The organism is Salinisphaera sp. T31B1, assembly GCF_040361275.1.
Classification (GTDB): domain Bacteria; phylum Pseudomonadota; class Gammaproteobacteria; order Nevskiales; family Salinisphaeraceae; genus Salinisphaera.
On sequence record NZ_APNH01000002.1, the window covers coordinates 462,909 to 481,172 of the forward strand.

The 18,264-nt window shown below is 63.3% G+C and carries 19 protein-coding genes; 3 read left to right on the top strand and 16 right to left on the bottom strand.

Annotated features, from left to right (window positions below; all coding sequences use genetic code 11):
* Positions 1-394: 394 nt before the first annotated feature.
* Positions 395-1,372 (bottom strand): MBL fold metallo-hydrolase, encoded by a 978-nt coding sequence (locus tag T31B1_RS09010; protein WP_353249149.1) that lies wholly within the window; start codon positions 1,370-1,372, stop codon positions 395-397.
* Between the two features lie 329 nt (positions 1,373-1,701).
* The gene (locus T31B1_RS09015) at positions 1,702-2,601 is read right to left on the bottom strand and encodes a helix-turn-helix transcriptional regulator (RefSeq protein WP_353249150.1); all 900 of its coding nucleotides are present in this window, start codon (positions 2,599-2,601) and stop codon (positions 1,702-1,704) included.
* A gap of 576 nt (positions 2,602-3,177) precedes the next feature.
* On the opposite strand from T31B1_RS09015, the gene T31B1_RS09020 reads away from it, so the two are divergent.
* The 3 genes from T31B1_RS09020 (at position 3,178) to T31B1_RS09030 (ending at position 6,096) form a co-directional block, all read left to right on the top strand.
* Complete coding sequence (locus tag T31B1_RS09020) at positions 3,178-3,999, top strand: alpha/beta fold hydrolase (RefSeq protein ID WP_353249151.1); 822 nt, start codon at positions 3,178-3,180, stop codon at positions 3,997-3,999.
* A gap of 83 nt (positions 4,000-4,082) precedes the next feature.
* Positions 4,083-5,291, top strand: coding sequence for an NAD(P)/FAD-dependent oxidoreductase (locus T31B1_RS09025; protein ID WP_353249152.1), 1,209 nt, complete (start codon positions 4,083-4,085; stop codon positions 5,289-5,291).
* A gap of 55 nt (positions 5,292-5,346) precedes the next feature.
* Positions 5,347-6,096: an SDR family NAD(P)-dependent oxidoreductase gene (locus T31B1_RS09030; protein WP_353249153.1), complete on the top strand. Its 750-nt coding sequence runs from the start codon at positions 5,347-5,349 to the stop codon at positions 6,094-6,096.
* Positions 6,097-6,917: 821 nt separating this feature from the next.
* On the opposite strand, the gene T31B1_RS09035 is transcribed toward T31B1_RS09030, so the two are convergent.
* The 14 genes from T31B1_RS09035 to T31B1_RS09100 all read right to left on the bottom strand — a co-directional run bounded on the left by T31B1_RS09035 (position 6,918) and on the right by T31B1_RS09100 (position 18,263).
* The gene (locus tag T31B1_RS09035) at positions 6,918-7,682 is read right to left on the bottom strand and encodes an S-methyl-5'-thioinosine phosphorylase (RefSeq protein ID WP_353249154.1); all 765 of its coding nucleotides are present in this window, start codon (positions 7,680-7,682) and stop codon (positions 6,918-6,920) included.
* 81 nt (positions 7,683-7,763) lie between these two features.
* Positions 7,764-8,351 carry a hypoxanthine-guanine phosphoribosyltransferase gene (locus T31B1_RS09040; RefSeq protein WP_353249155.1) on the bottom strand — a complete coding sequence of 196 codons (588 nt, stop codon included), beginning with the start codon at positions 8,349-8,351 and terminating at the stop codon, positions 7,764-7,766.
* The gene (locus T31B1_RS09045; protein ID WP_353249156.1) at positions 8,348-9,598 is read right to left on the bottom strand and encodes a mechanosensitive ion channel family protein; all 1,251 of its coding nucleotides are present in this window, start codon (positions 9,596-9,598) and stop codon (positions 8,348-8,350) included. The genes T31B1_RS09040 and T31B1_RS09045 overlap by 4 nt, the downstream gene beginning before the upstream one ends.
* 110 nt (positions 9,599-9,708) lie before the next feature.
* The gene (gene nagZ, locus T31B1_RS09050; RefSeq protein ID WP_353249157.1) at positions 9,709-10,767 is read right to left on the bottom strand and encodes a beta-N-acetylhexosaminidase; all 1,059 of its coding nucleotides are present in this window, start codon (positions 10,765-10,767) and stop codon (positions 9,709-9,711) included.
* The gene (locus tag T31B1_RS09055) at positions 10,760-11,248 is read right to left on the bottom strand and encodes a L,D-transpeptidase family protein (RefSeq protein WP_353249158.1); all 489 of its coding nucleotides are present in this window, start codon (positions 11,246-11,248) and stop codon (positions 10,760-10,762) included. Before T31B1_RS09055 ends, nagZ begins: the two co-directional genes overlap by 8 nt.
* Positions 11,245-11,724: a CYTH domain-containing protein gene (locus T31B1_RS09060; protein WP_353249159.1), complete on the bottom strand. Its 480-nt coding sequence runs from the start codon at positions 11,722-11,724 to the stop codon at positions 11,245-11,247. Before T31B1_RS09060 ends, T31B1_RS09055 begins: the two co-directional genes overlap by 4 nt.
* A gap of 4 nt (positions 11,725-11,728) precedes the next feature.
* On the bottom strand, positions 11,729-13,063 hold the full coding sequence (rlmD, locus tag T31B1_RS09065; RefSeq protein ID WP_353249160.1) for a 23S rRNA (uracil(1939)-C(5))-methyltransferase RlmD: 1,335 nt from the start codon (positions 13,061-13,063) through the stop codon (positions 11,729-11,731).
* Entirely contained in the window at positions 13,060-13,686 is a 627-nt protein-coding gene (locus tag T31B1_RS09070; RefSeq protein WP_353249161.1) for a hypothetical protein, read from the bottom strand. Before T31B1_RS09070 ends, rlmD begins: the two co-directional genes overlap by 4 nt.
* Positions 13,683-14,591, bottom strand: coding sequence for a cysteine synthase CysM (gene cysM / locus T31B1_RS09075; RefSeq protein WP_353249162.1), 909 nt, complete (start codon positions 14,589-14,591; stop codon positions 13,683-13,685). Before cysM ends, T31B1_RS09070 begins: the two co-directional genes overlap by 4 nt.
* Before the next feature lie 54 nt (positions 14,592-14,645).
* Entirely contained in the window at positions 14,646-15,404 is a 759-nt protein-coding gene (locus T31B1_RS09080) for a pyridoxine 5'-phosphate synthase (protein WP_353249163.1), read from the bottom strand.
* Positions 15,397-16,173, bottom strand: a complete 777-nt coding sequence (recO, locus tag T31B1_RS09085; protein ID WP_353249164.1) for a DNA repair protein RecO — start codon at positions 16,171-16,173, stop codon at positions 15,397-15,399. The genes T31B1_RS09080 and recO overlap by 8 nt, the downstream gene beginning before the upstream one ends.
* A 12-nt stretch (positions 16,174-16,185) precedes the next feature.
* Positions 16,186-17,079 (bottom strand): GTPase Era, encoded by an 894-nt coding sequence (gene era / locus T31B1_RS09090; protein WP_353249165.1) that lies wholly within the window; start codon positions 17,077-17,079, stop codon positions 16,186-16,188.
* Between the two features lie 109 nt (positions 17,080-17,188).
* Entirely contained in the window at positions 17,189-17,896 is a 708-nt protein-coding gene (gene rnc, locus T31B1_RS09095) for a ribonuclease III (protein WP_353249166.1), read from the bottom strand.
* Positions 17,886-18,263, bottom strand: coding sequence for a DUF4845 domain-containing protein (locus tag T31B1_RS09100; protein WP_353249167.1), 378 nt, complete (start codon positions 18,261-18,263; stop codon positions 17,886-17,888). Before T31B1_RS09100 ends, rnc begins: the two co-directional genes overlap by 11 nt.
* Between the last annotated feature and the right edge of the window lies 1 nt (position 18,264).

The following is an 18,264-nucleotide window of genomic DNA, read 5'->3' on the forward strand; positions in this document are numbered from 1 at the left end:
GCGGGCTTGTTAGCCCAGGAGCGCCGATAGGGCAACGGCGGCGGATCTTTGTATCTTAGGGTAGTAAAGGCTGCGGGACGGTTCTTCGCGTGAGGTCGGCTATCGGCTATTAGCAGACGTCGCAACTGATGTCATTTAACGCATTTAGGTTCTAAAGGCACGCGTCAGGCGATATTTAGTTGATACCGGTAGCGCTAAGACAATTGCTAAAAAAGACACCGCCTTATACTCGGAATCGAGGCCGATTATGCACTCGAAATGTCGGAGCAGACAGAGATATGGGTGGCGTTTTCGCCGAACGAGCCAACTGTGCTGGTCGTTCGGCGTCTACACGTACGGCTAGAAGTGGAAAATAAGCAACGCTGCCCTAGCTATACCAGAATCCAATAATTGGTCAGTAGTCCCAGAAGACCGGTACCCAGCGAAACACATCGCCATCGACCGCTACTCGACCCACCGATGGGAATGGCAGATGGGTGGCTACCAGGAACTCGCCGCTTTCCGCCAGCTCGTGCAACAGACCTAGCCGGACACGGGCCGCCTCTTCTGGGTCGTGCTCGAAGCCGTTGTGCCATTCGGGCTGTTCGAACCCGACCGCGAATATGGCGTCGCCTGCGAACGTCAGCCCTTCGCCGGCCGATGAAAGACGGACCATGCTGTGCCCTGGGGTATGTCCGCCGGTGCGATAGGCAAGCACTCCCGGTGCAATCTGCTGTTGCTCATCGAAGGGCCGCAGATTGTGACCGTACGCTTCCACGAACCGCTTGGCAGTTGCCCGAAGCGCGTCTGGGAAACCGGTCGGCATGGCAGTGCGGGAGAAATCGGGCGAGACCCAAAATTCGATCTCGGCGGCCGCTACGTGAATCCGCAGGTCCGGACGCAGACGCTCCTTGACACCGTCGACCAGCAGACCGCCCACATGATCCATATGCATGTGGGTAAGTACCACATCGGTCACCGAGCCCAGATCGATGCCCGCGGCCTCCAGCCGCTTGATCAGCTGGCCTGCCCGCGGCAGGTTCAGGTCGGGGTCCAACCCCAGCCCGGCATCGATCAGTATGGTCTGCTTGCCGCTGCGCGCCACGACCACGTTCAGTGACCAGTCGAACGCATCAGGCGGCAGGAACATATCGTCCAGCCAGGCCGCGCGTACCGCCGGGTCGGCGTTATGGGCCAGCATGGTGGTCGGGAGCGGAAGCACGCCATCGCTGACGACCAGCACGTCGATATCCCCGATCTTCAGCGCGTAGCGCGACGGCACCAGCTCTTCGGGAGCCGGTCTGGCCGCGTGTGTGAGTATGTTCGGACTTGCGCGTTCCACTTCCGGGCTCGCGACCGTTGCATCCTGGCTCGATATGTTTTCCAAGTTCATCGCTGTCTCCTGTTGACTTGAGATATGGCCGAAACTCGTGTGTTCGCTTCGTGCCAATTGCCTTGCACGTGGCCAGTGAAGCCACGCTGAGGCGTGTCTGCGCTTGCGTTCAGACAGGCCACACGTCGGTCTCAGCAGCGTGTTACCGCAATCTATTTGCACGCGCCTGGCTGGAGCCGAATGCGATAGCGAGCGGGTTGCTGCTCAGGAGAAGAAATTAGTGGAAGGGGCGCGGTCGTGGTGCAGTGCGGTTGCGGGCGTTACACCGCCATTGCTGTTATGTCCGCAGCCGGTGTCGCTTGGCTACTGGGAAACGGCGCTGCGAAAAACTACAGCTCTCGCCGCCAATGACTCGGCGTGACGCCTGTCATTCGTTTGAACGCAGCGGTAAAGGCTGTATGGGAGCCGTAGCCCAGCTCCTCGGCGATCGCGACAATCGGGACCTCGGCATCCCTTAGCATGTCTTTCGCGCGTTCGAGTCGGCGCTGGCGTAACCAAGCATGTGGTGGAACGCCTATGCTTTGCTTGAAAGCGCGGCAGAAATGGTACGGAGACAGGCCGGATTGTTCGGCCAACGCCTTGAGCGACACGTCCTCATCGCAGCTGGAATCCAGTCGCTCCAGAGCGGCCGTTAAGTTTCTCCGACTGAGACCGCCCGCCGCCGCGATGGGCCTTGGGGTGATGCCGACATGCGCCTTCATCACGTAGGCCAAGAGACTCGACGTGAGTTGCTGGCGAAACAGAGTGTCGACCGGTGCCGAGCTATCCAATGTCGACATGATCATTGCAAGCAGTTGGCAGGCCGTGGTGTCCGGACGAGCCGTACACAGCCGTATCTCGTCGGCGGGGGTTTGCTCGAGCTGTTCGGCTGTCTGCTCGAGTAGCGAGGGAGGCAGATAGAAGTGCATGACGTCTACCGGGCCATCAAGATCCCATCGCGAAGAAGAGCCCGCGGGGATGATGGTCAGCGTATTCGTCCGAAGCGTGGTGCGCTCAATGAGGCGTCCCGTCCGGCGTTGCACTCTCTGCATGGAGCCAGTAGACGCAATCAGAACGTGCTCCGACATCGGTTGGATGACGTCATGAAGTGGGCCGTGAGGCCAGTGCCGGAATGATCCCTGAGAGCTGTCGCCCTCTACGACATGGCGAGATGGTGGGGTTCGGATAACGCGGGCCAGCTCGGCCATGACGGCATAGACGGAGGTTTTTGGCATCAGCGTGGACCTCATAGCTCGCACGGCCTACGAGTCATAGCTTATCCCGGTCTACGCCGATTCTCACGCGAATCACGCGTCGGAAGAAGGGGCGAAACGTTCCAAAACTCGCCCGCCCGAAATGTCCCGCGGCGCGCCGCGACCGAACCATCGATACGCCCTCCACGCGTTCTGTCCAGATCGCGTTGCGCAGCCATCGTCGAGCATGCCCACAGTGCCGCCCAGCCTCGTCGCACCACGACGAAGGCGCCGCATGATCTCGAATTTATTCGATAGCAATGGCGTTTGAAACAGGTCAAGCGTAATGGAGTCGCGCGTGCGTGGTTGCTCTACATTTTGCTCTCCGAACGGTAACTGCCGGATAAGAGGTCCGTCATGAGCGATCCAGAGAGTGCGTCGAGCGACCGGGGCGGCCATCGGCCCGCTCTCCCATCGGCGTTCTCCACCACTGCGGAGCCCGGCTTTACGACGTGGGGCCGTCGCGACGTGCTCAAGCTCGGTTTCAGTGTCGTTGGACTGGCCGCGCTGCCTCCGACCCTATCCGCCTGTTCGAGTTTTTCAGCCATTCAGAAGACAACGGAGGCACATCGCATGCCGACGATACAAACCAAGGACGAGACTGAGATCTTCTATAAGGACTGGGGTTCGGGTCAGCCGATCGTCTTCCATCACGGCTGGCCGTTGACCGCTGATGAATGGGACGGCCAGATGCTGTTCTTCCTGAATCAGGGCTATCGCGTGATCGCGCATGATCGGCGCGGCGATGGGCGCTCGACGCAGACTAGCTCCGGCAACGATATGGATACCTACGCTGCCGATACCGCAGAACTTGCCGATATCCTCGATCTACGCGATGCAATCCATGTCGGCCATTCGACCGGTGGCGGCGTCGTCACGCGTTATGTGGCACGCCACGGCAAAGACCGGGTGGCCAAGGCGGTTCTGATCGGCGCCGTTCCACCGGTCATGCTCAAGACCGCGAACAATCCGGGCGGGCTGCCGCTCGAAGTCTTCGACGATTTCCGGGCCCAGCTCGTCAATAATCGTGCGGCGTTCTACTGGGATGTGCCCATCCCTTTCTACGGCTTCAACCGCGAAGGCACGGCCGTTTCCGAACCCATCCGCATCAACTGGTGGCGCCAGGGCATGATGGGCGGCGCCAAGGCGCAATACGACTGTATCAAGGCCTTCTCGGAGACCGATTTCACGGATGATCTCAAGTCGATCGACGTGCCCGTGCTGGTCATGCACGGCAAGGACGACCAGATCGTGCCGGTCGAGGATTCAGCATTGCTATCGGCCGAGCTGCTGAAGAACAGCACGCTGAAGGTCTACGACGGCTTCCCGCACGGCATGTGCGTCACCCACGCCGATGTCATCAACCGCGACCTGCTGGCTTTCATCAAATCCTGAAGCCCCGCCGCACGCGGTTCAGATTCTAGTTACGGCATGAACGGCATCAGGCCATTCCTCCGTACCCACCCAGGAAAACAGTCATGACTCAAAAGATTTTAATCGCCGGCGCCGGTTTCGCCGGCCTTTGGGCTGCCATTTCCGCGGCGCGCGCCGTCGCGGTAGCCGGTAAGGAAGGCGAGGTCGAGGTGACAATGGTATCGCCTGAGCCACGGGTCACCATCCGTCCGCGCCTCTATGAATCGTTACTCGACAACATGGATCCGGATATTGGGCCTTTGCTCAAGGTCGTGGGCGTGAATTTCCTGGCCGGTTGGGTCGAGACCATCGATGCTGACAAAAAGGAGATCGTCGTCGCAACGATGGCAGGCGATCGCGCCACCCTCTCTTACGACAGCTTTGTCCTCGCCGCCGGTAGCCGACTATTCCTGCCGAATATTCCAGGGCTTGCCGATCACTATTTCGAGGTCAACACGCTCGACAAGGCGCAGGCATTGGATATTCACCTCCAAGCACTGGCAGCCCGGCCCGACACGCGCGCACGCAATACGGTAATCGTCGCCGGTGGCGGCCTAACCGGCCTGGAAACGGCCACCGAGATGCCGACCCGCCTGCGCGCCGCGCTCGGTGACAACGCCGATATCCGAGTAGTCATCGTCGATACCGCCGATGTTATCGGCGCCGGTATGGGCTCGGAATCAGCTGCGCTTATCGCGACGGCACTGGGCGAATGTGGTGTCGAGCCCCGAGCCGGAGTACGCGTCACCGCGGTCGACGGCGACGGCGTCACCCTATCCAGCGGCGAACGCATCGAAGCCAATACGGTGGTGTGGGCTGCGGGCATGCGAGCGAGTGCGCTTACCGCGCAGATACCCGGCGAACACGACGGGTTAGGGCGGGTGGTCGGCGATCAATATCTTCGGGCGCCGATGGCGGAGGGAATCTTCGTGACTGGCGATACGGTCAAGGCCGCCACGGATGACCGAGGCAACTACAACGTCATGTCGTGCCAGCACGCCATGAGCCTCGGGCGCGTTGCCGGGCACAACGCCGCGGCCGAGCTCGTCGGTCTCCCGCTGCATCCCTACAGTCAGCCGAAATACGTCACCTGCCTCGACCTCGGCCCGTGGGGCGCGATCTACACAGAGGGCTGGGATCGCCAGATTCATTTCATCCGCGACGAGGCCAAGAAGATCAAGCAAGAGATCAATACGGTCTGGATCTATCCGCCCGCGCCGGATCGAGATGCGGTATTCGCCATCGCCAATCCGGACTTCGTGGTCGTGCCCTGAGCGAGCCGGGCATCGCTCTCACTGACAGTCTCCAATACTTAAACAGGTCATTACGATGACGGATTTTCACGGCAAGGTTGCCTTGGTTACTGGCGGCAGCAGCGGCATCGGTCTAGCGGCGGCGAGGGCCTTTTCGCTCGCCGGGGCCCGCGTGGTGATTACGGGTCGCCGACAACAGGCGATAGATGAGGCCATCGAGACGTTGGGCGAGAACGCTGTCGGCGTTTCGGGCGATATTGCGGATCTGGCACACCATGATGCCCTCATGGCGCTCATCGAAAAACGGTTTGGCAGTCTTGACATCTATATGGCGAACGCCGGTATGAACCATATCGAGGACACCTCCGAGGTGACGGCCGACAGTTACGACGTCCAGTTCGGCGCGAACACGCGCGGTGTTTTCTTCGGGGTACAGAAGGCGCTACCGCTTCTGAGCAACGGGGGCACCATCATTCTTACCAGCTCAATCGCCAGCGAGAAAGTGCTAGCCGGGCATGCGGTATACGCCGGGACGAAGGCCGCAATCAATGCCTTCGCCCGCAACTGGGCCATCGAACTCAAGGACCGCGAAATACGCGTCAACGTACTGAGCCCCGGCCCCGTTGATACCGCGATTCTAGCAAAACTAGGCATCCCGTATGAGCAACGCCCGGCGTTCGAAAGATCAATGGCCGAAGCAATTCCGTTGGGCCGAATGGGAGAAGCGAATGAACTAGCCCAAGCTGCATTATTTCTGGCGTCCGACGCGGCCAGTTTTGTGAATGGTGTCAACTTGCGTGTGGACGGCGGGATGACACTGCTGTGATGACTCCAAGACTTCGGTTTTGGGTTATTTAGGTCCAGCGCCAGACTTCGGCCTCCAGGAACGCGACGATCGGTATCGGTATGATGTTGAAATCGCGGCTAGCGCTCATAGGCTTGATATTTTTACCCTTTCAAAAAATCGTGGCGGCGATGAACCCATTAAGCCGGTGGGGATTCGCGCCCTATGAAGCGGTTGAGCACTTCAAATCGTGGGTCTTGTCGATCCTGACGAGGGTTGTGTGGCGGCGTCTACTCCGATCCCGACGGTATATTCTTCTACACGGTTTCGAAGTGAACACCGAAGACGAGACCCGTCATGTGGGGCTGGTAATCGTGTGCACACGGGGGATCTTTGTGGTCGACCAATGGGGCGTCCCCGATGCTAGGGGGAACGGGTGTGGAAAATTCCCAGGATGCTGTCCCCACGAGCCAATTTACGGATACCAGTCTTTCGACAATGGCGCTGAAAACGCTCGTCTTGTAGCACAAGTATTAGAGGACGAGGGTTTGCTCGCCAGTTCGGTAGTCATGCGCTGCGAATATTGCGGTCGGACAGCTCAACGGCCCTCGAATATCGATTCGAGCTGGAGATTGATTCGATATATTCGAAGCTTCAAGGTTCACGTCTATACAAACCGACACGTTGAGAGCATAGCGTCCTACCTGATCCAAAAATATACGGTGGACAGCCATACAAGCGCCGCCTATAAGCCCAGAACGGCTATTAATAGCCTGTGAGGCTCACACGCATCGAATGGTGGCTTTGGGTCGATAGCGGCCCGATTCGCAGAGGCGATTGCTACGAAGACCGTAGCCGACGCGCTACGCGAGCTTCGGCGATACGGCGACCAGCAAGCGTTCGATATCGGCCATGCCCTGCGCGAGCGTAGCCTCGATTTCGGCATGGATCGCGGCCCCGCCGCTGCGCCCGGCGGCCTTATTGACCACGACTGCGCAGCAGGCGTAGTCGAGGCCGGCTTCGCGCGCGAGCGCGGCTTCGGGCATGCCGGTCATGCCGACGATGTCGCAACCGTCGCGGGCCATGCGGTCGATTTCAGCAGCGGTTTCCAGGCGCGGGCCCTGGGTGACGCCGTGTACGCCGCCGGCGGCCGGATCCAGGTCGAGCCCGGTTGCGGCATCCACCAACGCTTTCGACAGCACGGGATCGTAGGGCTCGGTGAAGTCGATATGATCGAGCAGCCCGCCCTCGGGATCGTCGTAGAAGCTGTGTGCCCGGCCCCAGCTGTAGTCGATGATCTGATCGGGAATGACGATACGCCCGGCGCGCATGGCGTCGGTGATGCCGCCGACCGCGGCGATGGCGATCACCTGCTTACAGCCGGCATCGGCGAGCGCCTGGATATTGGCGCGGTAGTTGATGCGATGCGGGGCGAGTTTGTGACCGGGGCCGTGGCGCATGACGAAGCACACGGCGCGGCCGGCGAGATGGCCGCGTACCAGCGGCCCCGAGGGCGCGCCCCAGGGTGTCTTGATATCGGTGCGCGATTCGGCGGCCTCGAGCTCGGCCAGGTCCGCAAGCGCGGTGCCGCCGATGATGCCAATGGGCGCAGTCTCGGTTTCGCTCATGTGCGACTCGTTCGGTAGAGGACGGGCGGCGCGCGGTGTCGCCGCTTTCGGTCAGTCACGCCAAGACAATCTGCCGAGCGGCTAGCCGCCGTGCTTGGGGTGTTGATCGCCGTCGACGGCATATACCGCGGGCAACTGGCGGAAATAGCCCTTGTAGTCCATGCCGGCGCCGAACACGTAGCGGTCCTCGATCTCGGCACCGACGATATCGGCATGCACGCCGGGCGTGCAGCGGTCGTGGTTCTTGCGCAGCAGCATGGCCGTGGTCACCGAGGCCGCACCCTGGGCCTGGATCGCGTTGATGATGGCTTCCAGCGTATGCCCTTCGTCGAGAATGTCATCGATAATGCAGACATGGCGACCGTCCAGCCGCAGGCCGGGGCTGACTTTCCAGACCAGTTCGCCGCCACTGGTTTCACCGCGATAGCGGGTGGCGTGCAGGTAGTCCAGCTCGAAGGCGAAATCCAGCCGCTTGGTGATCTCGGCGGTCGGGTGCATGCCACCGAACATCACGCACATCATGATCGGCGCCTTATCGGCCAGCTGTGCGGTGATCTGCTCGGCCATGCGGTCGTAGCAAGCGTCGAGCGCGGCTGCGTCGATCACACAATCGGCGGCCGCGCGTACCGCGCGTGCCTCGTCATAACGTTCGGAATCAAAACCGCTCATGCTTCGCCTTCTTCGCTTGGGCTGTCCGGGCCCTGGGTGTGTTCGGCGCGGCGCGCTTCGCGTGCGACCGCCTGTGTGCGCTCGGATTGTACCTTCTCGGCGTCGATTTCCTCTTGCTCATCCTCGTCGCCGGCCGAAGCACGTGCGATGAGCAGTTCGCCCGGCACGTGCAGAGTGGTCGTCGGATACGCGATCGCGGCATCGTGCTCGCGCACGATATCCTGCGCGCGCTGCAGAACACTCTGCTTGATCGCCAGGAATTCTGCCCAGTCGGTTGTGTAGGTATAGCAGTAGATCAGCAGGTGGATCGCGCTGTCGCCGAGGCTGTCGATATAAGTGAGGATGACCTGATCGCTGTCGATGGCGTCGTCGTCATCGAGCATCTTGCGTACGGCTTCGACGATATCCGGGATGGCCGCTGCGTCGTCGTAGCGCAACCCGACCGTCTCCATGATGCGACGATGGGTCATGCGCGACGGATTCTCCAGGGCAACGTTGGAGAACACGGCGTTGGGCACGTACAGCGGGCGCATGTCGAAGCGCCGTACCGTGGTCGCACGCCACCCGATCGCCTCCACCACGCCTTCGATATCGCGGTCGGGCGAACGTATCCAGTCGCCCACCGAAAACGGCCGGTTCAGGTAGACGGTCAGGCCACCGAAGATATTGGCCAGCACGTCACGGGCGGCGAAACCCACCGCGATGCCGCCGACCCCGGAAAACGCCAGCAGCGCCGAGGGTGAAACACCGAAGACCTGCATGATCATCAGCCCGGCCGTGATCAGCACCGAAATACGCAGCAGCTTGCCGATCGCATCGGCCGTGGTGGTATCGATCGCGTTGTCGCGACCGGCCGCGCGGGCGAGCAGATTCGCGCCGACCGAGCGAATCAGCCGGAACAGGAACCATACGAACAAGGCCACCAGTACGACGCCGCGGACACGACCGACATACTCGAGCCAGAACCAGCCGTCCTCGGGCTGGCCAATGCGCAGGGCCAGCGACAGACCGATCACCCAGATCACGCCCTGCAGCGGACCGTTGACGCTGTAGTAGATTGCGTCGTCCCAGACGTTGTCGCTGCGACGTGCGTGTCGGCCAATCCAGGACAGCAGTACACGCGTGACGAGATCGATCAGCCCCGTGACGAAGACGATGCTGAAGATATCGACCGCCACGCCCCACTCCGCCTCCAGGCCCTTGTAGAACGCGAGTGCCTGGTCGAAGACCGTGCCGAGTGTATTCACACGCCTCCTTGGAACGGGGCCGGCCCGTACCGGCTTATAAGCTCGTCTGCCATGGTCATCTGACTACCCTGATCGATGGCAACCCCGGCCGTCGTACGCCGCTTCTCGGCTCAGGCGGCCGGATCACCGTACTCCCGCGCCAGGCGGTTGTTTAAGGCGACCGCGGCCTGCCAGCGCGCATCGGCCGGTTCCGGCGGATGCGCGGAGCGCGTGGCGGCACAGGCGGCATACAGGCGCTCACGTCGCTGGCAGGCGGGCTCGTCGTCCCACAATACCGCGTCGAGCAGCGCAAGCACTGCATCGCGGTTGTTGCATACCGGCACGTAATCGCAGCCGGCGGTCTGGGCCAGCCGGGCCCGCTCGCGATAATCGCCGATCGCCGCCGCCCCGCCCATGCTCAGATCGTCGCAGAACACGCAGCCGTTGAAACCGAGCTCCCCTCGGAGCACGTCGGTGATCCAGTACCGCGACAGGCTTGCCGGCAGCACGTCCATGGCGGGATAGCGAACATGGGCCATCATGACCGAGGCCAGCCCGGCCCCGATCAATGCCTGATACGGCGCCATGTCGACGGCGAGTTCGCCCCGGCTGCGATGATCGATCGGCAGTTCGGCATGCGAATCGGCTCTGACATAACCATGGCCGGGAAAATGCTTGGCCGTCCCCGCACTGCCGGCCTCGACCAGGCCCTCGCAGAACGCCCGAGCCAGGGTGCCGGCCAGTTCAGCGTCGGATGCAAAGGCGCGGTCACCGATCACCGCCGAGGCGCCGTAGTCCAGATCCACGACCGGCGCCAGAGGCAGGTGCACGCCGACCCGGCCCAGTTCGACTGCCAGCAGCCAGGCAATTTCGCGGGCTGCATCGATGCCCGCCTGCGCATCATGTTCGGCCAGCCGACCGATCATCCGCATGGGCACCACTTGGGTGAACCCGGGTCGAAACCTTTGAACGCGTCCGCCTTCCTGATCGGCGGTGATCAGCAGGTTGGGCCGGATTCGTTTCATGTCGGCGATCAGTTCAGCCAGCTGTTCCGGGTTGTCGTAGTTACGGGTGAACAGAATCGCCCCGCCCACGCCGCGATGCGCGAGCACCGCGGCATCACTGTCGTCGAGCCGGGTGCCGGCCACATCCACCAGTAGCGGACCCGGCCGGGCAACGCCCTCATTCATGTATGAATACCTTTGTGCCGACCGGAACCCGTTCGAACAGGTCGATCACGTCACTGTTGGTCATGCGAATGCAGCCGAGCGAGCCCGGTTTGCCCATCACGGCGGTATCGGCCGCGCCGTGGATATAGATATGCCGGCGCATGCTGTCCATGGCGCCCAGCCGATTGCGCCCGATCTCCTCGCCACAGAGCCAGAGAATACGGGACAGGATCCAGTCGCGCCGAGGGGCCGCCTCGGCCAGCTCGACGGAATAGATCTCCCCGGTCGGCCGGCGCGCGTTGAATACCGTCCCGGGGGCCGCCCCCGCGCCGATCTTGGCGCGGATGCGGTGGTGCCCGCGCGGTGTCTGGTGGCTGTTTTCGAATTCGCCGCCGCCCTTGCTCGCGGTGGAGACATCGTAGCCTTCTATCGTGTGCCCGTCGGCATCCAGGAGCGTCAGCCGCTGGGCGTGCAGATCGATATCGATCGTGGGTGCGGTCATGCTTGGTCGGCCCAGTCGGCGTACGGCGAAAACGCCAACGCGTGGTTGTAGTAGCGGCGATCGTCGGACACTTCGCGACCGAGCCAAAGCGGCCGCTCGAACGTCTCGTCGACGTCATCGAGCTCGATCTCGGCGACGATCAACGGCGCATTGGCCCCTTCGAAGACATCGATCTCCCAGGTATGACCGGCATGCACCACCCAGTGACGCGTCTTGATCACCGGAGCGGCCACACACATCGTGGCGAGCATCTCACGTGCCTCGGCCACTGGTATCGCATACTCGTACTCGGCGCGGGAGGTACCCACGACCGCCGCCTTGATATTCAGATTGGCCTGGTCGTCTTCGATACGAACCCGTACCGAAGCCGGCCCGTCTCCGCACAGATAACCCTGTTCGAAGCGCCGACTGGCATGCGCCTGCTCGCGCCACTGCTCGCCATCGACCCGGAACTTGCGCTCGATCTCGATTGCCATCGGCTCAGCTCCCGGTCCGCTCGAAGACGGCCATCGATTCAATATGTGCGGTATGCGGAAACATATCCATGACCCCTGCATGGGTCAGACGATACCCCAGCCGGCCGACCAGTTCTCCGGCATCGCGGGCCAGCGTGGCCGGATGACAGGAGCAGTACACAATACGCCGGGCCCCGGTGGCCGCCACCTGATCGAGTACTTCCAGCGCGCCCGAGCGCGGCGGATCGATCAGCACCTTGTCGACCGGGCCGGTCGTCCAGGCCGCCGTGGCCGGCGGCTCGAACAGATTCGCCACATGGGCCTCGATATTGTCCAGGCCATTGGCACGCGCGTTGTCGCGGGCGCGTTCGACCAGCCCGCCTTCGCCTTCGACGGTGATCACGCGGCGCGCGGTACGCGCCATCGGAAGCGAGAAGTTGCCCAGCCCCGCGAAGAGCTCGAGCACCGTATCGTCGTGGTCGAGTTGCAGCAGGGAAAGCGCCTGATCGACCATCGCGCGGTTGATGCCGGCATGGATCTGCACGAAATCGTTGGGCCGGAAATACAGCCGCACGTCGTAGGCCGGCAGCTCGTAATAGAGCGCGGGCGCATCCAGACTCAGCGGCTCGATGGTGTCCTCGTTGCCCGGCTGCAGATAGATCGAAAACCCATGGGTTTGTCCAAACGCCGCCAGTTGCGCCCGATCGGCCTCGGTGGGCGAATCCAGCACTCGCAGGACCAGCGCGACCGCGTTGTCGGCCGCGGCAACCTCGATCTGCGGCAGCCGCTGACGAATCGACAGCGTATCGATCATGCGAGCGAGTTCCGTCAGACGCGTGCCGACGGACTCGACCAGCACCTCACAGCGTTCGAGCAGCGCGATGAACGGCGCCCCGCGCTCGCGGAAGCCGACCAGCGTACCGCCCTTCTTCGGCACGTATTTCACGCCGAGGCGCGCACGCCGCCGGTACCCCCAGCGTGCATCGCTCAGCGGTGCCAGTACGGTCTCCGGTCGGACCTTTCCGACCCGCTCGAGTGCATCCATCAACTGGGATTGCTTGAATTCGATCTGGGCCGCGGCGTCGGCGTGCTGGAGCGCACAGCCGCCGCATACGCCGAAGTGCTTGCAGCGCGGCGTCGTGCGCGTGGCCGAAGCAGAGAACAGCGTCTCCAGACTGGCTTCGTCGAAACGGGGCTTGCGCTTGGTTGGCCGATAGAGCACGCGCTCGCCCGGCAGCGTGTCGGCTACGAACACGGCCTTTCCATCGACATGGCCGACACCGCGCGCGTTGCTGGCCAGATCCTCGATTTCCACCACGCCGCGTTCGGCAGGCGCCCGCCGACGGCTGCGCCGGCTCATCGACCCGCCACGGCTTGCACGGCCGCCGCCAGCGCCTCGATACGCGTATCGTGATCGGCGCCGCTGATCCGTCCCAGGCTGTATTCGCGCCCCAGCCACAGGCGGTAGCGATTGGCCGCGCGAATCGCGGTCGTGCCGCGATCCGGCTGCAGGCCATAGACCGTCATCATGGCTGCCTCGGCGGCGGCGGCTTCGTCATCGTCGCCATCGAACAACGTATCGGCGAGCGCAATCGGGTGGCCATCGCAGAGTGCCGGCGCCAGAACGCGCCGGTTGAGCAGCGCCCGGGTCGTCAACAGGCCCAGTTCGTCGTGCTGCCAGACCAGCGTATCGGCGGCCCGTCCGTCCAGGGCACGATCCAGCGTATCGAGCATACGTCCCTCGTCGACATCGTCGGCGATATCCAGCATGTGGATATCGCCGCCGCGATCGACGATGCAGGTCAGCCCATCGAGCCGTCGCAAATAACCGGGCAGCACCAGGTGCCCGTAGCGTTGCATGCGTGTCTGCTCGAAGGCGCGGACCACGCCGGCGTCGTCCAGATCGCCGTAATCGTGGAGACGGCGTACGGCCTCGATATCAACCGTGGTAGTCAGCGCAAGCGCGATTCGATCACGGCTCACGGTTTGTCGTATACGCCAGTCGACAGATAACGATCGCCACGATCGCAGATGATCATCACGATCGTGGCGTTCTCCACCTCACGGGCGAGGCTCAGCGCGGCGAACACGCTGCCGCCGGATGAGGGCCCGGCAAAGATGCCCTCCTCTCGCGCCAGCCGTTTCATGGTGGTTTCGGCGTCGCCCTGCTCGACATCGATCACGCGATCGACCCGCTCGGGTTCGAAGATGCTGGGCAGGTATTCCTCGGGCCAGCGACGGATACCGGGGATCTTGGACTCCCCGGCCGGCTGTACGCCGGTGATCTGGATAGCCGCGTTCTGTTCCTTCAAATACCGCGAGCAGCCCATGATGGTGCCGGTCGTGCCCATCGTGGCCACGAAATGCGTGATCTGGCCGCCGGTGGCCTGCCAGAGTTCCGGGCCGGTGGTCTCGTAGTGGGCACGCGGGTTGTCCGGATTGGCGAACTGGTCCAGCACCACCCCCTTGCCGTCGGCGGCCATCTGTGCGGCCAGATCACGTGCGCCCTCCATCCCTTCGGACTCGGATACGGAGATGATCTCAGCCCCGTAGGCTCGCATGGAGGCCCGGCGCTCCTCGCTCATGTTCTCCGGCATGATGAGGACCATGCGATAGCCCTGCATGGCCGCGACCATAGCCAGCGCGATGCCGGTATTGCCGCTGGTGGCCTCGATGAGGGTATCGCCGGGGTGGATCTCGCCGCGCTCGGCGGCGCGCCGGATCATGCTGTAGGCCGGCCGATCCTTGACCGAACCCGCCGGATTGTCGCCTTCCAGCTTGGCCAGCACCGTGTTCGAGGCATGACAGCCGAACGCCTCGGGCAGTCGTTGAAGGCGAGTCAGCGCGCTGTCGCCGACAAAGTGATCTAGCGTGGGATAGCTTTTCATGCGCGGATTCTAGCAGTGCCGTTGCATCGAGGTTAACCGGAATCGTGGACGCAGCTAATCCAGCGCACGCCGACCGGCGTCCATGGCCGCACGCATGGCCCGAACTGCCTCGCTCAGCCCGACGAATACCGCGTCGGCGATCAAGGCATGGCCGATATTGAGCTCGACGATGGCCGGAATCGCGGCGATCGGGCCGACGTTGTCGACGGTCAGACCGTGACCGGCATGAACTTCCAGGCCCTGCGCGGCGGCATGCTCGGCCGCCGAGGCGATACGTGCACGCTGCGTTTCGCGATCGGCGTCGTCGCTGGCATCGGCATAGGCACCGGTATGCAGCTCGATATGATGCGCCCCCGCGCGGGCCGCGGCATCGATCTGCTCGGCCTCGGGATCGATGAACAGCGCTGCGTTGATGCCCGCCGCATGCAAACGCTGCAGTGCAGCCGTTACGGCCTCCAGCTGACCGGCGACATCGAGCCCGCCTTCGGTGGTCAGCTCCTCGCGCCGTTCGGGAACCAGACAGGCATCGCGCGGCTGTCGAGACAGCGCGATCTCGATCATCTCGTCGGTGAGCGCCATCTCCAGATTCACCACCAGTTCGCCAATGGCAGTCAGCGCCTCGACGTCGGCGTCCTGGATATGTCGGCGGTCCTCGCGCAGGTGCACGGTGATGCTGTCGGCCCCGGCCGCCACCGCGGCTCTCGCGGCGGCGACCACATCCGGGTAAGTGGTTCCGCGGGCCTGACGCAACGTGGCGACATGGTCGACGTTCACGCCGAGCCGGATCGGGGCAATCGAATTGTGTTCAGCCATGGTCGGAATCGTCCGTCTTGGAAAAGGTCGCCGGCCGCGCACGCTGGGCAGGGCCGGCGGAAAACTGCTGCATCGCCTGCAGGGTGGCGACCGACTTGAGCGGCCGCGCCCCCAAATGCGGAGCGATGGCTGCCTGCATCAGATCACGAGCCGCACGAATATCGGCGCGGCTATCGAAGCGGCCGCGCACCAGGCCTACCAGCGCGCTGCCCGGCACTCGAACGGCCGCCTGTGTCTGCCCCGCAATCGCGCTGTGCAGCCCGGTGTCCGGATGATAGAGATAGTCACGGCCGGGCTCCACCGGCTCGCCGGTATCCGCAGTTGCGGAAAGATTGACACCGTAGCCGACTTCGTCGAGCAGGTCCCGCTCGAAAAACCGCAGTGCCACGATCGCAGGCGCGCCGGCGTGCATGGCGTCGAGCAGTGCATCCAGACTCTCGAACAACGGCGGATGCGGATCGTCGCGAGCGGTCAGACGCATGACCAGCTCGCAGGCATAGAAACCGCCCATGAGTGCGTGGCCGGTCAGCGCGGAACGTTGTCGCGGCTCAGCGTCAGTCAGCGTATACAGATCGCCTCGGCCGCTCCAGGCCAGATCGACGGCTGCCAGCGGTTCGAGCAGCCCGCGCCATCGAGATTTCGGCCGCCGGGCGCCCTTGGCGACGAGCGCGATACGGCCGTGGTCGCGCGAGAACGCTTCGCAGATCAGGCTGGTATCGCGCCAGGCGCGGCGATGCAGGACTCGACAGGCGTTGAGTTCGACGCGCACCGCAGTGCCGGCTCAATGGCCCAGATCGCGGACGCTGGCCTCGCTGTCGATCCAGTTTTCACGCACCTTCACCCAGAGCCGCAGATCGACCCGATGATCGAGCCGTTCGACCAGGTCCAGCCGTGCCGCGCGCCCGATCTTCTTGAGCATCGCGCCGCCCCGGCCTATGACGATCGCCTTGTGGTTGTCGCGCGATACCCAGATACAGGCATGGATTTCGATCTGCTCACCGCCGGTATCGAAACGCTCGATCTCGACCGCCGCCGAATACGGCAGTTCCTGCTGTAGAAACAGGGTCAGTTTCTCGCGCACTGTCTCGGCCGCGATGAAGCGCAGATTGCGATCGGTGTATTCGTCCTCGGGGAATAAGAACGGCCCCGGGGGCATTCGTTGGCTGCATTCATCGACGATCGCACCGAGGTTCTTGCCTTTCTTCGCCGATACCGGTGCGACGAAGGCGAACGCCCGCTTGCCCGCGACCTGTTCGATGAAGGGCAGCAGCTCGCTCTTGTCGGGTACGCGATCGACCTTGTTGATGACCAGTCCGACGGGCACCGAGAGCTTTTCGAGGCGGGCCAGAGCGGCCGCGTCCTCACTGCGCCACTGTCCGGCCTCGACCAGGAACAGCACGACATCGATCCCCGACAGGCTGGCCATGGCGGTATCGTTGAGTACGCGATTGAGCGCGCTGCGCTGACCGGTGTGCAGACCCGGCGTGTCGACGAGCGCGATCTGCAGCCCGGGCTGGGTGAGCACGCCCACGATACGATGACGCGTAGTCTGCGGCTTCGGGGTGACGATACTCACCTTTTCGCCCACCAGCGCGTTGACCAGCGTCGATTTACCCACGTTCGGCCGGCCCACGAGCGCGACCATGCCGGAACGGGTGGAAACGGATTCTGTCATTTAGGCGATTCCTGGAAGAGCGTCGATACGTTCGAAATACAGCCGGGGTACGGCTACGAGACTGCGAAGGGCCGGCGAGCGCGTCGGCAGGTCGGTGCAAGGCAAGCGATTAGCTATTGGGCTCATCACCCAGGCGCTCGAGCATACGCCGAGCGGCATCCTGTTCGGCCTTGCGCCGTCCGCCGCCCTCGCCTTCGACCGCGTCACCGCTGTCGGCGAGGACACAGCGACATACGAACTCCTGGCAGTGATCCGCCCCGGTGACGCGCACCAGTTCGTATTCGGGGCGCTTGCGCCCGCGTGCCTGCAACCATTCCTGCAGGCGTGTCTTGGCGTCCTTCAGGCTGTCGGCGCTGGGCAGGTCGTTCAGGCGCTGGTCGTACAGGCCGAGCACGACCGACTGTGCCGCTGCGAAGCCGGCATCACAATAGATGGCGCCGAGCAGGGCTTCCACGCCATCGGCCAGAATGGACGCCCGTCGCCGGCTGCCATCGCGCATCTCGCCCGGGCCGAGCACGAGCGCCTTCGACAAGGCAATTTCGCCGGCGATCGCCGCCAGCGTCCGCTCGCGAACCAGCGCCGCGCGAAGGCGCGACAGATCCCCTTCCGGCGCATCCGGCCGACGTTCGAACAAGGCGGCTGCGATGATGAAATTAAGGACCCCGTCGCCCAGGAACTCAAGCCGTTCGTTGTGTCTGGGACCGGCGCTGCGATGTGTCAGCGCCTGGGTAAGCAGCGCGCGATCGGCAAATACATGGCCGAGCGTGGTTTCGAGCGCGGCGACCGCGCGTTGTTCATCGAGCGGGCTACTGGCCATCGGTACCGTTCAAACGAGCGCTTTCGGAAAACGAGTACACCAGCGAGATATTGAACAGCAATGGCCGGCGCACTTCATAGGCCAGCGAGATCTCGCGCCCGCCGGCCACCTTGGTCACGGCCACGTCGCGACCGTGGATGTTGTCCACGTAGCCCGCATCGAAACGGCGCTGGATGGCCTGTTGGATTGCCGGGGCACTGGCGCTGACCAGATCCGGTTCGGCCCCTGCCCACTCGATCGCCTGACGCACGTCATAGGCGTTGAGATACACGGGCAGGCTCTTGACCGCCACGAGCGCGATCAGGCCCAGCGTGATCAGTACATAAAGCAGGCTCCAGAGGGTCATGCCGCGCTGGCGCGAGCGCATG

Coding starts and splice junctions, on each gene's coding strand:
- T31B1_RS09080 (WP_353249163.1), bottom strand. CDS start 15,404: ATGGCTGAACACAATTCGATTGCCCCGATCCGGCTCGGCGTGAACGTC.
- T31B1_RS09025 (WP_353249152.1), top strand. CDS start 4,083: ATGACTCAAAAGATTTTAATCGCCGGCGCCGGTTTCGCCGGCCTTTGG.
- nagZ (WP_353249157.1), bottom strand. CDS start 10,767: ATGAATGAGGGCGTTGCCCGGCCGGGTCCGCTACTGGTGGATGTGGCC.
- T31B1_RS09055 (WP_353249158.1), bottom strand. CDS start 11,248: ATGACCGCACCCACGATCGATATCGATCTGCACGCCCAGCGGCTGACG.
- T31B1_RS09020 (WP_353249151.1), top strand. CDS start 3,178: ATGCCGACGATACAAACCAAGGACGAGACTGAGATCTTCTATAAGGAC.
- T31B1_RS09040 (WP_353249155.1), bottom strand. CDS start 8,351: ATGAGCGGTTTTGATTCCGAACGTTATGACGAGGCACGCGCGGTACGC.
- T31B1_RS09030 (WP_353249153.1), top strand. CDS start 5,347: ATGACGGATTTTCACGGCAAGGTTGCCTTGGTTACTGGCGGCAGCAGC.
- era (WP_353249165.1), bottom strand. CDS start 17,079: ATGACAGAATCCGTTTCCACCCGTTCCGGCATGGTCGCGCTCGTGGGC.
- T31B1_RS09035 (WP_353249154.1), bottom strand. CDS start 7,682: ATGAGCGAAACCGAGACTGCGCCCATTGGCATCATCGGCGGCACCGCG.
- rnc (WP_353249166.1), bottom strand. CDS start 17,896: ATGGCCAGTAGCCCGCTCGATGAACAACGCGCGGTCGCCGCGCTCGAA.
- T31B1_RS09010 (WP_353249149.1), bottom strand. CDS start 1,372: ATGAACTTGGAAAACATATCGAGCCAGGATGCAACGGTCGCGAGCCCG.
- cysM (WP_353249162.1), bottom strand. CDS start 14,591: ATGAAAAGCTATCCCACGCTAGATCACTTTGTCGGCGACAGCGCGCTG.
- rlmD (WP_353249160.1), bottom strand. CDS start 13,063: ATGAGCCGGCGCAGCCGTCGGCGGGCGCCTGCCGAACGCGGCGTGGTG.
- T31B1_RS09100 (WP_353249167.1), bottom strand. CDS start 18,263: ATGCGCTCGCGCCAGCGCGGCATGACCCTCTGGAGCCTGCTTTATGTA.
- T31B1_RS09060 (WP_353249159.1), bottom strand. CDS start 11,724: ATGGCAATCGAGATCGAGCGCAAGTTCCGGGTCGATGGCGAGCAGTGG.
- T31B1_RS09015 (WP_353249150.1), bottom strand. CDS start 2,601: ATGAGGTCCACGCTGATGCCAAAAACCTCCGTCTATGCCGTCATGGCC.